Here is a 14,509-nt window from a genome sequence, read left to right on the forward strand (position 1 = left end):
CCTCATTTTCACATCATAATGGTACGTTTACTTTTATACTCGTTCGTTTCTTACTACTTACAATTTTAATTGTTCCACCAACTAATTCTACTCTTTCACGCATCGTAGTCATACCGAGTGATTTCTTCTCTTTTATATCCTTTTCTACAAACCCATTTCCTTGATCGACTATTTCTAATGATACATTTTTCTCCGTCACTTTGAAATAAATCGTCGCTTCTCTTACATTCGCATGCTTACTTACGTTATTTAAAGCTTCTTGTCCAATTCGCCATAGCGCTTCTTCTACTACACGCGGCAAATCACGTACACCTGTAACTTGTTCCCGAATTTTCAATCCTAAACTTTCACCATATTGCTTTAAAGCTGGTAATAACCCTTTCTCTAATCCAGCCGGACGGAGCTGCCAAATTAATGTCCTCATTTCTTTTAAGGCACCTTGTGCTAATTCACGCATCTCATACAAAGACTGATCTACCTTTTCATTTTGACCCTTTAAGACAGCTTCAGCGCCTTTCGTCATAAACGTTAATGAAAACAACTTTTGTGAAACAGAATCATGTAAATCTCTAGCTAAACGATTACGCTCTTCCATTCGTACAAGTTCGCGGCGTTTTTCATTTAATCTTAAGTTCTCTATCATTAATGAAATATGATTTGCTAACGCTTGTACTACATCTATCGTATTTATATCAAATTCTCCATTATTAGAACTTACACTTAATACTCCAAATATATGATCTTGAATATGTATCGGAATAGCGATAACTGTCCTATTGGGATGCTCTATATTACCAACCTGACGCTTCGACAAGACAGACTCTTCTTTTTCCAACGCTTCCTGTGCTACTGCCCTCAAATCATCTTGTAGTTCACCTTTCTTATAAGAAGCTCTCACAGCTAGTTCATTTTCTTCTCTAATAAAGAATACAACTTGCTCCCATAGAAATAAGCTCCCTATTTGCATTACAATCTCTTCTGGTAATGCATTAAATTTATGAATTGTCCTTAAAGCTTGAATAAAGCGTTCTAACTTTACATAATAATGAGCTCTTCTCTTTTCATTTTCATACAGTTTTGTACGCTTTAATGCCGTTCCAATTTGAAAGGCAACTGATTGTAATAGTACTAATTCTTCTTCCGAAAAATGCGTTTTACCTGGGCTAGCTACATTTAACACGCCAAATTCATCTTCTCCCGCTTTTAGCGGTACTGTCGCATGATGTACAATCCCTTCTGTATCTCCCCAGTTGTATTCAATCGCATTATTAATTCTCTTACATTCAATAATATTAACTGCTCGCTCTAGTTTTCCTTCCACAAAGCGGTGTAAGCACCAGCAATTCCCCTCACACATCGGTCGTTTATTTTCGAATTTCAATCCCTCTGGTAATTGGTAATCAATTAATTTTGTATATCTACCATTTTCATCCGCAAGGAAAATCCACCCTGTCGTTAAACCAGTTACATTCAACAGCTTTTCCAGCACAGCTTGAAGTACGTGATATGTATCATTTGAGGTATTCAACGTTTCTGCAATCTCTTTTAATATAACTAATTCATTTGTACGATTCTCTTGAAACATAATTCGTCTCCTACATACAAGATTTTAAATAGTACTTAACATAAATCATCTACTTTTCACTTTGTACTTATTCGTAACATTGATATAATGGTGAAAACATAGTTTTCATTATATCACTTGAGGGGGCTTTCATAATGACATTGAATAAGGCACTTACTATCGCTGGTTCTGACACAAGTGGCGGTGCTGGTATACAAGCAGATTTAAAAACATTCCAAGAACTTGGTGTATACGGAATGACATCTCTTACGACAATCGTAACGATGGATCCACATAACGGTTGGGCACATAACGTATTCCCAATCCCAGCTTCTACATTAAAACCACAATTAGAAACGACAATTGAAGGCGTTGGCGTAGATGCTTTAAAAACGGGTATGCTTGGATCAGTAGAAATTATCGAAATGGTTGCGGAAACAATTGAAAAGCACAATTTCGAAAATGTAGTAGTTGATCCTGTTATGGTATGTAAAGGAGCGGATGAAGCGTTACATCCTGAAACAAATGACTGCTTACGTGACGTTCTTGTTCCAAAGGCATTAGTCGTAACGCCAAACTTATTTGAAGCATATCAATTAAGTGGTGTGAAAATTAATTCTCTTGAGGACATGAAAGAAGCTGCAAAAAAAATCCATGCTCTAGGCGCTAAATACGTACTGATTAAAGGTGGTAGCAAACTAGGCACAGAAACTGCTATTGATGTGTTATATGACGGCGAAACATTCGATCTTCTAGAATCAGAAAAGATTGATACGACAAATACACATGGTGCAGGTTGTACATATTCTGCTGCAATTACAGCAGAACTTGCAAAAGGAAAAACGGTGAAAGAAGCAGTAAAAACTGCGAAAGAATTCATCACAGCTGCAATTCGTCATTCATTTAAGATTAACGAATATGTAGGACCAACACATCACGGTGCATACCGCAAATTCGTTGCACCGAAAGAACTTGTCTAACATAACGCTTTTTATTAATAAATTTAAAAATAGATTAAAACCCATAGAACATTTATTGTTCTGTGGGTTTTAATTACTTTACAGAAATCTTTTAAAGTACTCCCCGAATTCCTATGATGCTGAACTAACCTTGTTTCTACCATTTCTTTTTGAATAATATAACGCATCATCCGCTGATTGAATAAATTGCTCAGGTGATTTTTTATATTCTGAAAGCCCAACAGAAACTGTAATTTTAATTTTTTCCCCATTTTGCAGTTGAAATGAATGCTTTTCAACTGCTAGTCGAATTTGTTCCCCTATACGAGTTCCAAATGCTACTCTCTTTTTTGGTAACAACAGAGCAAACTCTTCGCCACCCTTTCGAAAGACTAAATTTGGGAATGGTGCATTTTCTAACAAAATACGCCCTAGTTGTTTTAACACTTCATCTCCAGCAGGATGACCGTACGTATCATTTACATACTTAAAGTGATCAATATCGATAAGTAATAAACAAAGTGAATCATTTTTCATATGCTTGCTACCAATATGACGATTCATCTCGAAATCAAACTGTCTTACATTTCCTAGATTCGTTAATGCATCTATCGTTGCATAATGCTTCATCGTTTGAAATAATTCATTGGATTGCAATACATAACTTGCACTTACAAATGTGACGTATGCCGCTACAATACAACAAACTAAATATAATGCCACTACATATATATCCTTAAATAAAATATAAAGTGGTAGTATTAAAATAGATAAACTATATACATTAAACCATATCCATTTTGTAAATATAGAAATCTTCATCCGCCAAATGAGAGTAACACCAATCCCTATTGCCACGATAGTATAGCAAGCCAATTCAGAGGCTAAAGAATACTCAGTAAAAAATACCCGTGTTATTAAAGTGATCATAACTGTTATACTACTAGCTATCGGGCCACCGATTATAATCGCCAAAACAACAGCTAAATAACGTAAATCCAACATAATATCTTCAATATGTACACCAAAATGCATCAATAATATACTTAATATCCCAGTTAAAATACCGACCAAACATTTCTGCCAAAAAGAGAATCCTTCTTTTAATGGCTTATCTCTTAAAAGCTGAGCACCTACAAAGATAAAGGACAGAATGATTGTCATATTTACAAATAGATCTCTAAACATAAAATAATCTCCCTACTTTTTCTTTTCCTTCTATCCCTTTCTATATGTTATTGTATTACGAAATCCCTATAATTCCCAAACTTTTTATTTTATTGTTCCACGTGGAACAGCAAAATAAAAAAGGAGACGAAATTTCGTCTCCTCCATTAACAACATCGTGATATCTTTCCGCCTTTTGCATTAAATCTAGCTTCTTGTGCCTCAGCAAAAAATTGCTTTTGACATAGAATTTTCTCTTCTGGATGATTTATTTTCATGTGATTTACATACGTTTCATAACTTGGAACTCCGACAAGTAAACTAATAAATTGCTTTCTCTTTCCCCATACGTTCCGTAAATTTTTAAGCATAGTTCCTCGACTCACTTTCATCTTTTGGAATATATGGTGCCTCTTTTAACGGCATTGGCTTATTTCTTAATACTTGAATCCAAATTCGAAGTGCAGAAATTAATACAGCAATTACAACTATCATAAAAATTCCACAAAGTGCCGCATCAATATAGTCATTAAAAATAATTTGTTTCATTTGCGCAACATTTTTAGCTGGAGCTAATACCTTACCATCATCTAATGCTCCCTGAAATACTTTCGCATGTGATAGAAATCCTATTTTAGGATTTTCATGAAATAACTTTTGATAACCAGCTGTCATCGTTACAATAAGTAATCCTATAGTCGGAATAAGCGTTACCCAAACGTATGCCTTTTTCCCCATTTTGAATAAAATTGTCGTTCCAAGTAATAGTGCAATCCCCGCTAACATTTGATTTGCAATACCGAAAAGTGGCCATAGCGTATTAATTCCACCGAGAGGGTCAACCACCCCTTGATATAAGAAGTACCCCCAGCCTAATACGCATAACGTTGTAGCAACCACATTCGCTATTGTGGAATCTGTTTTCGCAAACGGCTTGTACACATGCCCTAAAATATCTTGAATCATAAATCGTCCTACACGTGTTCCAGCATCAATCGTTGTTAAAATAAATAGTGCTTCAAAAAGAATGGCAAAATGGTACCAAAATGCCATCATCGCCGTTCCACCTATTACTTGTGAAAATATATGTGCCATACCAATTGCTAATGTTGGTGCGCCACCTGTACGTGATAAAATGGTCTGTTCTCCGACGTTAACAGCAAGTTCTTTTAATTCATTCGGTGTAATAGCAAATCCCCACGAAGAAATAACTTGAGCCGCTTGTGATACATCTGTTCCGATCAGCGCTGCTGGACTATTAATTGCAAAATAAGTTCCTGGTGTTAATACACAAGCTGCAATCATAGCCATCGCTGCTACAAATGATTCCATTAACATTGCCCCATAACCAATTGGCTGTGCATGACCTTCTTGCTCAATCATTTTCGGCGTCGTACCTGATGAAACGAGAGCGTGGAATCCAGAGACAGCACCGCAAGCTATTGTAATAAATAAGAACGGAAATAAATTCCCGGAGAAGACAGGGCCTGTTCCATCAATAAACTTAGATACTGCCGGCATCTTCAAATCTGGAGCTACAATTAAAATACCAATTGCTAATCCAAGTATCGTTCCTATTTTTAAAAATGTACTTAAATAATCACGTGGTGCAAGGAGCATCCAAACTGGTAATGCCGATGCAATGAATCCATATACGATAAGCATAATAGCAATTGTTTCACCACTAAAAGTAAACATACTTGCAAGTGTTGGATTTTCTGCTACATACTGTCCACCAATAAGCGATAGGACTAGTAGAACAATACCGATTACTGATCCTTCCCCTACTCGCCCTGGTCTAATGTAACGCATGTAAACTCCCATTAAAATAGCAATTGGAATTGTTGCTGCGATTGTAAACATTCCCCATGGGCTTCCAACAAGTGCCTTCACAACTACTAAAGCTAATACTGCTAATAAAATTATCATAATACCTAAAATACCAATCATCGCAATTAATCCTGTAACAGGACCAATTTCATCTTTAATCATTTCTCCTAATGATTTACCATTACGTCTCATTGAAGCAAATAAAATTACAAAATCTTGTACAGCTCCGGCAATAACTACCCCAACAATAATCCAAATAGTCCCAGGTAAATATCCCATCTGCGCCGCCAAAATTGGTCCTACTAAAGGACCTGCCCCTGCAATCGCAGCGAAGTGATGTCCGAATAAAACCCATTTATTTGTTGGAACATAATCCTTCCCATCATTTAACGTATGAGCAGGCGTTTGCCTATTATTATCTAGGCCAAAAACTTTCCTTGCTATAAATCTACTATAAAAGCGATAAGCAATCGCATACACTGATACAGCCGCAACTAATAGCCATACAGCATTAATTGTCTCACCTTGTGATAAAGCTATTACACCAAAAGCAGATGCTCCTACTGCTGCAATAACTCCCCAAAGTAAAATTGATTTCAATGTTTTCACGTACAATCCCCCCATTACTACTTCTTAGAGGAGATTGTACTAAATTTTCTGAATATTTAATTTGAATCCTCCTTATCATGAAGGATTTCTAGGCTATTATGTTAAAATTCTCTCATTACTTGTCATAGCTCAATTTTATTTCGAAGCCGTTTTACATAATTACGGCTTACTGGAATCGGTTGCTCATCGTACCTGTCTAAATGCAAATTATACGTGCCATTATAATAAGGTTTAAGTTCTTGTACATATGACATATTAATTAAATAGCTTTTATGTACACGTAAAAAATCATATGCATTTAGTTTATTTTCTAATTCCTGGAGTGTGTATGTTGAAATATACTGATTATTCGTTGTATAAATTGAAACGGTTTTATTTTCCTTATTTTTACTAATATATACAATATCCTCCGGGAGAATATATCTAATCCCCTCATGGCCTTCTATCGGCAGTTTACGCAGATGACTCTTTGCTTTCTCACCTTGTTCTTTTCCCATTTTATATAAAATGAATTGTAAATCTTCTTCACGAAATGGTCGTAATAAATAATAAAACGCTTGGAAACGAAAAGCTGTAATTGCCTCTTCTATATCCTCACCAATAAAAATAAATTTCGTATAACAATTCACTTCTCGTAACAAACTCGAATATTCAAAACCAGTACCATCCATTAATTGCGAATTTAAAAAAACAAAATCAGGTGTATGTTTTTTCATTATTAGCAAAGATTCTGTTCCAGTTTTCGCTTCAAAACATTCTACATTTCGAATGTTTTCAGTAAAGTTCTCAACTAATTTTCTTCGCTCTTCTGTTTCTTCCATGATAAGTAAGATTTTCATTTATCCAGCCACCTAATTCCTTTGTCCATATGTCTTGTTGTATACATTCGCTTTAGTAAGAAACATTCCCTTTTTCTTACTATACCATTATTTATCTAAAAAAACAGAAAAAAGGAAACCACTTTGGTTCCCCTTTTCTTTTATCCCGATTGGTGCGGGCTAATAATCAGTGGTTGATGGACAAAACACCACTGATTAAGGTTTCTCTTTATACTAATTCCCTCTGTTTCGTTTCTTGACCAAGTATAACTACAGCAAGTGCCCCAATTAAAATTGATCCACAGAAAATCGTAAATATTAGCGATAGTGAAGCTTGTGAAGCAACTAAATACCCTACTAATAGTGGTCCAAGAATACCACCAATACGCCCAAATGCAGCTGCCATTCCTGCACCTGTACCGCGAATAGTTGTTGGATACTGTTCCGGTGTATAAGCGTATAATGCACCCCAAGCACCTAAATTAAAGAAGGATAGTAACATACCCGCCACTATTAATGCTGTTAATGAATCCGCAATTCCGAACACATAAGCACTACATGCTGTACCAATTAAATACGTAACCAATACAAATTTACGACCAAGACGTTCAATAAACCATGCAGCTGTGAAATATCCTGGAAGTTGAGCTAAAGTCATAATGAGCACGTACTGAAAACTTTTTATTAAACTAAAGCCTTTCAGTACCATTACACTAGGTAACCAAAGGAACATTCCATAATAGGAAAAGACCACACAAAACCATAGAATCCATAACATAATTGTTGCTTTACGATATTCTCCAGACCAAACCGATTTTATATTTTCAATAACAGATGGCCTTTTTGCAACCTTTTGGAATCTTGGAGAATCGGGTAAATTCCATCTTAAATATAAAGCATATAACGCTGGAACTGCACTTAATACCATAGCAACTTCCCAACCGTATTTAGGAATAACAAAATATGAGATAAGAGCTGCGATTAACCAACCACCAGCCCAAAAGCTTTCTAATAGTACAACTATTTTTCCACGTTCGTGCGCTTCAACACTTTCTGATACAAGAGTAGATGCAACTGGAAGTTCCCCGCCAAGTCCCATACCAATTAAAAAGCGTAAAACGAGGAACATCGCGAATGTCGTCGTTAAAGCAGTTAAACCACTACCGATAGAAAATAGTAATAATGTAATAATAAAGACCGATTTCCGTCCTATTTTATCTGATAGTATCCCAAAAAGGAGCGCTCCTACTGCCATACCAATTGAATTAACGCTACCTATCCAACCCATTTCTTGAGTACTTAATCCCCAATCTTTTTGGAGTGCTACGATTACAAATGAAAGCATTCCAACATCCATTGCATCAAATAGCCAGCCAAGCCCTGCTATACCAAGTAGCTTTCGCTTCGAAATTTCTTTTACCTTGCTCACAAGAAGTCCTCCTTACACAGGTGTCTTTACACATCATTTTACATGTGTGTATTGCATAAGTAAAATACTTTCTTATAAAAATTCTCCTTCATCATTCCCAAAAAGTAAAATGTTTATCAAAAATAAACAAATAAAAAAAAGTAGCGATGTTCCGCTACTTTTTTGAACGCATTACTTCTTTTAAAAATTCAGCTAATACTAACTGACGACGCCAACGTGTTGGATTACTACATAATCTGTAAAACCACTCTAAATGAATAGATTGAATCCATTTTGGCGCACGCTTTACCTCTCCAGCCCACACATCTAAACTACCGCCTACTCCAACAGCCATTTTCGTTTCTAAACGATGCTTATTGTTTTGGATAAAGTTTTCTTGTCTTGGAAAGCCAAGTGCAACAAGTAATAGATCTGGTTTTGCCTCTTGAATACGTGAAACAATATTCTCTTCTTCTTCTTGTTTAAAATATCCATCTTGTATCCCCACGATAGATGCAGCCGAATATGTCTTCGTTAAATGATCAGCCGCGGCTTGTACAACATGTGGTTTTGCACCTAATAAGAAAACAGATACTGGTTTATTCTCTTCTGATAACTTCGCAAATAAATTACACATTAAATCAAAACCTGCTACACGTTCTTTTACAGGTGTACCAAGCATACCACTTGCTTTTACAACCCCAATACCATCAGGTGTAATTAAATCGGTATTTAGTAATGTTTTATGGAACTCTTCATCCTTTTTTGCACACATAACAATTTCAGGATTTGCTGTTACTACCTGAAAAGTATGAGTTTGCTCCAATTCTAGTTGTTCCTTTAAATATTGGACCGTTTCATCCATTGTCATTGTAGAGAAAGGAACACCTAGAATATCAACCGTTTGTACTGCCATAATTAACTATCCTCTCTATCATTAAAGGTTTTTTGCTATTAATTGCTTATATGTTTCTTTCGTATCTTCATATAATTTTTGAAGTGAGAAGTTCATAGTAGCATGCTCATAAATATGCTTGCCCATTACTGATAACTCTCCAGTTTTCCACTTATCATACGCCTCTTCTAATGCCGATGCCAATGCTTTTCCATCACCAGTTGGTACAATCCACCCATAAGTTTCATCTGCAATTAACGGTTCGATTTCTCCAGCTCTAGTCACAATTGATGGTACACGTTGATTTGCCGCTTCTAATAAAACTAATGGAAATCCTTCACTATGGGAAGTTAACAAATTGACATGTGATGAAGCAAATAATTGTTTCACATCTTGACGATGCCCTAAAAATTCAACTTTATCATTAATCCCTTTTTCAGTAGCTAACGCCTTTAGTTCTCTTTCTAAAGGCCCGTCACCAACTAATAACACTTTAATTTTCTCCAATTTTGTTTGTTGTAACGCATCGAATAAAACTTCATGTCCTTTAACAGGATGCAAACGCGCTACTTGGATTGCCGTAAACACATCTTCATCAATATTAAACATTTCCTTTTTATTATAGCCATCTGCTTTTTCCTGATCATATTCAATCCCGTTATAGATAACATGCATCTTTTCATTTGAAATACCTAATGCGGCTAAGCTTTTTTTCAACCTATTCGTTACAACAAAAAATAAATCTATATTTTTTAAAGCTTTCAAATTTAATTTAGTAAAAATCCAGCCTTTTAAGCCTTGTTTAGTAAAGTCTTGAAATGGATCACTATGAATTGTCGTAACCCATTTTGCCGCGAATTTCTTCTTCATTAGAGAAACAAAGAAATTCGCCCTAGGACCGTGTGTATGAACTACATCAAATTTTTCTTTATTAATGAATTCACTTATGTTCTTTAAAATGGATAAATCATAGCGAGATTTTTGTGAAAACACATGAACTTTTATTCCTAGCTCTCTTGCTTCTTTCGCAACAATTCCATCTTCAAATACTGCTAATTCTACTTCACCGTCCGGAAACTGATCGAGCAGTGAAATAATATGTGTTTTTCCTCCACCATCTTCTGCCCCTGCATTCATATGCAATATCCTCATATTTTTTCCTCCTTTAAATCCTCGCTACATTTCCATCTATCTTTATTTTACTGTACTAAAAAATAAAAGCTAACAAAAGTTAGCTTTTATTTTTATCATTCAATTTCTAAATCTACAATTAGACAAGCTAACACCACTACAAAGTAAATCCCTACTCCTGGTGCTGTCAAAATATGTCCTGCAATATATGCAATACCTAATGCTAATACTAAGCTTGCTGTAATCATTCCATATTTCACATTAAATATTTCCTTAAATCTTGTAACAAATGCTAGTAGGATTCTTACGCCGTAATAAATAAATGGAATCATCATTAACGCAAAACCAATAATTCCGAAATCATAAAACCAATCATGGAAGTCCATTTCGATTAGCTTCGGATCTGGCTCTTTTTGTTCATTATACTTAAAGTTACCTGCGTAACCCATTCCAAATAATTTTTGTGACATTGGCGCTTCTTTAAAGAACTGCTTATGTCTCTCTTCATATACTTGACGTCCACTGAAAATAAGATTTTCTTGATTTTCTTTCTTTTGCTCTTTCTCAAGCTCTTTCTTAACTTCAGCTTCTACCTTCGCCTTTTCTTCTGGTTTCTCAACTTTATGTTGTTTTTCTTCTTTTTTAATTTTCTCTTTAATTTCTTTTTCTTTTTGACCTTGCTGCGCTACATTTTGTTCTGATAAATAGTTGTTATGAATACCCATATTTTGTGCTAATGGCGTCATTTTAAACGTTCCAACAACACCAGCCAATAGGACAATAGCAATTAATCCATTAAGTACAAGAGACATTTTGTTTGGATTTCTTCTATCAAATAATAATTGTAGTACGATAATCCCGATTGCTGCTGCTAACGTAGCACCAATTGAGCCCATCCCTACTTTCGTACCGACTTGAATTAACGAGTAAATCATTAGAAGCGATGGAATCCAATATAAAACGTGTTTCACGCTCTTTGTTTTTTGAATAGAATATAGTACCACAATAGGGAAAATAATAGCTAAGATTGACCCTAGTTCATTACCTGCATAGAACCACCCTCGGGAACCAACTTTCATCCATTGATAACTACCAAAGTCTGTAGATGTCGAAATAGAAATAACCATAATAGCGTTAATGATTAATGTTGAATACACAATACTATTTCTGACTTTGTCACTAATATTTACTTTCTTTTTCAATGATTTTAAAGCTAAAATGTATGATCCTAGCATGATATATATATATAATGCCTTCGCAACAAACTTAACTTCTTCACCAAGTACAATAGGATTCTTAACTAGTTTATTATTAATAAACCCTATCCCTAAAACTACTGCTAATAGTATTAAGTAAATTAAAAACTTCCTATTTTCCTTCTCTTTTGCCTGAATTAAAATGTAAATACCACCAACAGCCATAATAAGAAATCTTACCAAAATTCCAACAGTGGCATTTGACTTTAATAAAACGATGCTAAGAGACGTTAATAAATCTAAAACAGGCTGTAAAATAATAAAAAAGAGCAAAAAATGCTCAAATCTAACCCTAGCTTGATTTGCTAACATTCCAAGACCTCCATACAAAATCTTCACATTATCTTTTAATCATAGTTTTCTACTGTTTAAACACACCTAGCAATTATAACATAACTCATATTTAAATTGAGAACTATTTTTCATGCCGAAACTAGTCAAATCCAGCATTATTAGTAACCGAAAACATTGTCCTTTAGCTATCCTTCCCTATCCCTATAAAAACTATCTAACACATATGCACTTATTTTCGACCGTACAGAAATATTTTTTTATCATTTTATACAAATGTACAAAGCGGACTTATCTTATTGTACCATCCCTCCAACTAAGCTACATCAAAAAACTATACTATTAATCTTTCCACACTTTTTCGCTTTACTTTATTGCTACTTATCAAGCATTTTCAAACGCTTTCTTTAGCTATTTCATCCATTTTTCTACATGTAGCGAAAAGTAATTGTTATTTCCAAAACTTTAGTGTATATTTTTTCTCTGGAACATCTTTAAGAGGAAGGAATTAAAGCCATGTTATTAATCGATATATTTACGTTTCTTGGCATTATCGCCGCTGCCATTTCTGGTACATTAGTTGGTTTAAAAAAAGATCTAGATTTATTTGGTGTCCTTTGTTTAGCTGTAGCTACTGCGCTCGGCGGCGGTATTATTCGTGATATTATGATTGGTAACCTGCCTCCTGTCGCATTTGTAAAACCCATTTACTTTTTCGTAAGTGTACTATCAGCATTATTCACATGTATGTTTTTCGAGCGCATTAATAAACTTCAAGTCGTTATTATGCTTTCTGATGCTGTTGGTTTAGGGGTATTTACAGCCATTGGTGCAAATGCAGCAATGTCACATCACGTTGACGCCTCGTTTTTAGTCGTTTCAATGGGAGTTATTACAGGTATTGGGGGCGGTATTTTACGTGACATTTGCGCTCAAGATATCCCGTATGTATTCCGAAAAGAGATATATGCAATTGCTTCTATTCTAGGAGCAGTTAGTTTCTTAATTACACATGCAATGGGGGCACACATATTAGCTTTCTATGTCTGTTTATTAATAACATTCGTTATTCGTGTAGTCACCGTAATATATAATGTACATTTCCCAGTTTTCTTTAAAACACATGCAAAAATTAATAAAGGCCATTAAGAGAATTCTACATAGAATTCTCTTAATTTATATGCAATTCCATATACTATAGAGTAATTGTATATAAAAATATATAATTACATTAGAACAAAAAAATGAAAACGTTTTATAAACAGGGGGAAGAATGATGCTTGGGGTTTTTAAAAAAAATAAAACAAACACCAGTATAATTGAATTAAGCAAAGGCCAACAAATCATATTTAACGTGCCTGCTAATTCTGAACTAAAAACTCAAATGGATATGCTACATATTTCAAAGGAAGATTTACAAATTGTTAAAGTATTACAGCCATTTATTTATGAGGAAATAGATTGGATAACAGAAAAATTCTACACCAACATCACAAAACAACCTAATTTAATTGCTGTTATTGAACGCTACAGCTCTATTCCCAAATTAAAACAAACTTTAAAGACACATATTAAAGAATTGTTCAGCGGGAATATGAATGAAGATTTTATTGAACAACGTGTTAGAATTGCAAAAAGGCACGTACAAATTGGTTTACATAGAAAATGGTATACCGCTGCTTATCAAGAATTATTCCGCTCCGTCATAAAGATTTTGCAAACGAAAATTTCAACGATAGACGATTTTTCTTATTCTATAAACGTAATAAATAAATTATTCACATTAGAACAAGAACTTGTTATTGCAGCTTATGAATCCGAATATGAAAGAATCCAAAAAGAACATGAAAAAGAAAAAGAACTGACAGCTATGACGATTACACATATTGCAACAGAACTAGCGGCAGTATCTGAAAAAACAAGCTCTTCTATTCAACAGTTAACATCTAAATCAGAAAGTATCGTAGGAATTGCAAAAACAGGTACATCATTAGCTACGACATCAGAAGAAAAGGCCAATAAAGGAAAAGAACAATTAAATCTGCAAAACAAACGAATGGAAAGCATCCAAACGAATATGGAAACTATCATTACTGATACTCATGAACTTCTTGATATTTCTAACAAAATTAACGAAATCATTGATATTGTAAAATCAATCGCCGAGCAAACAAATTTACTAGCATTAAATGCTGCTATTGAATCTGCACGTGCTGGCGAATTTGGTAAAGGTTTTTCAGTCGTAGCGGGAGAAATCCGAAAGTTATCAGAGCAAACGAAAGAATCAATTTCCAACGTTACAAAACTCGTTGAAAAAACTAATGAACAAATTATACACGTCTCTTCTTCCGTGGAACAAATAAGCTCTCTCGTATCTGAAGGGACAGATAGTATGCATGCGACAGATCAATATTTCCAAGAAATCGTAAAAGATATGTCTAACTCTAAAGAACAAAATAAAAAAATTGAAAATGAATTAGAGACTATCTCACAAGTAATGAAGAGTATTCAAGACGATTCCTCAACAATGGCCTTAACAGCGGATAATTTACAACTAGAACTAAACCGATAAGACAAATCG

General features: G+C 34.6%; 12 protein-coding genes and 1 pseudogene. 4 read left to right on the forward strand and 9 right to left on the reverse strand.

Annotated elements, in window-relative coordinates:
* Positions 1–13: 13 nt before the first annotated feature.
* On the reverse strand, positions 14–1,585 hold the full coding sequence (locus tag MHH59_RS26995) for a GAF domain-containing sensor histidine kinase (protein WP_002130130.1): 1,572 nt from the start codon (positions 1,583–1,585) through the stop codon (positions 14–16).
* A gap of 134 nt (positions 1,586–1,719) precedes the next feature.
* Here MHH59_RS26995 and pdxK point away from each other — a divergent pair, with 134 nt between their 5' ends.
* Complete coding sequence (gene pdxK / locus MHH59_RS27000) at positions 1,720–2,544, forward strand: pyridoxine/pyridoxal/pyridoxamine kinase (protein WP_002016397.1); 825 nt, start codon at positions 1,720–1,722, stop codon at positions 2,542–2,544.
* A 111-nt stretch (positions 2,545–2,655) separates the two neighbouring features.
* Here pdxK and MHH59_RS27005 read toward each other — a convergent pair whose 3' ends face one another.
* The 8 genes from MHH59_RS27005 to MHH59_RS27040 all read right to left on the reverse strand — a co-directional run bounded on the left by MHH59_RS27005 (position 2,656) and on the right by MHH59_RS27040 (position 11,949).
* Entirely contained in the window at positions 2,656–3,711 is a 1,056-nt protein-coding gene (locus MHH59_RS27005; protein ID WP_002192230.1) for a GGDEF domain-containing protein, read from the reverse strand.
* Positions 3,712–3,857: 146 nt separating this feature from the next.
* Complete coding sequence (locus MHH59_RS27010) at positions 3,858–4,061, reverse strand: YbdD/YjiX family protein (RefSeq protein ID WP_002130134.1); 204 nt, start codon at positions 4,059–4,061, stop codon at positions 3,858–3,860.
* Positions 4,054–6,129 (reverse strand): carbon starvation protein CstA, encoded by a 2,076-nt coding sequence (gene cstA / locus MHH59_RS27015; RefSeq protein WP_002089870.1) that lies wholly within the window; start codon positions 6,127–6,129, stop codon positions 4,054–4,056. The genes MHH59_RS27010 and cstA overlap by 8 nt, the downstream gene beginning before the upstream one ends.
* A gap of 122 nt (positions 6,130–6,251) precedes the next feature.
* Positions 6,252–6,968, reverse strand: a complete 717-nt coding sequence (locus MHH59_RS27020) for a LytR/AlgR family response regulator transcription factor (RefSeq protein ID WP_002089871.1) — start codon at positions 6,966–6,968, stop codon at positions 6,252–6,254.
* Positions 6,969–7,176: 208 nt separating this feature from the next.
* Positions 7,177–8,376, reverse strand: a complete 1,200-nt coding sequence (locus MHH59_RS27025) for an MFS transporter (RefSeq protein ID WP_002016404.1) — start codon at positions 8,374–8,376, stop codon at positions 7,177–7,179.
* Positions 8,377–8,530: 154 nt separating this feature from the next.
* On the reverse strand, positions 8,531–9,271 hold the full coding sequence (locus MHH59_RS27030; RefSeq protein ID WP_002016406.1) for a WecB/TagA/CpsF family glycosyltransferase: 741 nt from the start codon (positions 9,269–9,271) through the stop codon (positions 8,531–8,533).
* A gap of 21 nt (positions 9,272–9,292) precedes the next feature.
* On the reverse strand, positions 9,293–10,402 hold the full coding sequence (locus MHH59_RS27035) for a glycosyltransferase family 4 protein (protein ID WP_002089874.1): 1,110 nt from the start codon (positions 10,400–10,402) through the stop codon (positions 9,293–9,295).
* Positions 10,403–10,497: 95 nt separating this feature from the next.
* Positions 10,498–11,949: an O-antigen ligase family protein gene (locus MHH59_RS27040; RefSeq protein WP_002167300.1), complete on the reverse strand. Its 1,452-nt coding sequence runs from the start codon at positions 11,947–11,949 to the stop codon at positions 10,498–10,500.
* A gap of 495 nt (positions 11,950–12,444) precedes the next feature.
* Between MHH59_RS27040 and MHH59_RS27045 the strand changes: the two genes are divergently transcribed.
* The 3 genes and pseudogenes from MHH59_RS27045 to MHH59_RS30910 all read left to right on the forward strand — a co-directional run bounded on the left by MHH59_RS27045 (position 12,445) and on the right by MHH59_RS30910 (position 14,500).
* Complete coding sequence (locus MHH59_RS27045; RefSeq protein WP_002016412.1) at positions 12,445–13,077, forward strand: trimeric intracellular cation channel family protein; 633 nt, start codon at positions 12,445–12,447, stop codon at positions 13,075–13,077.
* Positions 13,078–13,318: 241 nt separating this feature from the next.
* Positions 13,319–13,696: pseudogene (locus MHH59_RS30905) on the forward strand (protoglobin family protein); the annotation flags it as partial.
* A complete protein-coding gene (locus MHH59_RS30910; protein WP_372363193.1) occupies positions 13,694–14,500 on the forward strand; it encodes a methyl-accepting chemotaxis protein in 807 nt (268 codons plus the stop codon). The pseudogene MHH59_RS30905 and the gene MHH59_RS30910, both read left to right, overlap by 3 nt.
* Positions 14,501–14,509: the final 9 nt, after the last annotated feature.

This window comes from Bacillus sp. FSL E2-0195 (assembly GCF_038003645.1).
GTDB lineage: Bacteria > Bacillota > Bacilli > Bacillales > Bacillaceae_G > Bacillus_A > Bacillus_A mycoides.

Coding starts and splice junctions, on each gene's coding strand:
- MHH59_RS27020 (WP_002089871.1), bottom strand. CDS start 6,968: ATGAAAATCTTACTTATCATGGAAGAAACAGAAGAGCGAAGAAAATTA.
- MHH59_RS27045 (WP_002016412.1), top strand. CDS start 12,445: ATGTTATTAATCGATATATTTACGTTTCTTGGCATTATCGCCGCTGCC.
- pdxK (WP_002016397.1), top strand. CDS start 1,720: ATGACATTGAATAAGGCACTTACTATCGCTGGTTCTGACACAAGTGGC.
- MHH59_RS27005 (WP_002192230.1), bottom strand. CDS start 3,711: ATGTTTAGAGATCTATTTGTAAATATGACAATCATTCTGTCCTTTATC.
- MHH59_RS26995 (WP_002130130.1), bottom strand. CDS start 1,585: ATGTTTCAAGAGAATCGTACAAATGAATTAGTTATATTAAAAGAGATT.
- MHH59_RS27010 (WP_002130134.1), bottom strand. CDS start 4,061: ATGCTTAAAAATTTACGGAACGTATGGGGAAAGAGAAAGCAATTTATT.
- MHH59_RS27030 (WP_002016406.1), bottom strand. CDS start 9,271: ATGGCAGTACAAACGGTTGATATTCTAGGTGTTCCTTTCTCTACAATG.
- MHH59_RS27040 (WP_002167300.1), bottom strand. CDS start 11,949: ATGTTAGCAAATCAAGCTAGGGTTAGATTTGAGCATTTTTTGCTCTTT.
- MHH59_RS27035 (WP_002089874.1), bottom strand. CDS start 10,402: ATGAGGATATTGCATATGAATGCAGGGGCAGAAGATGGTGGAGGAAAA.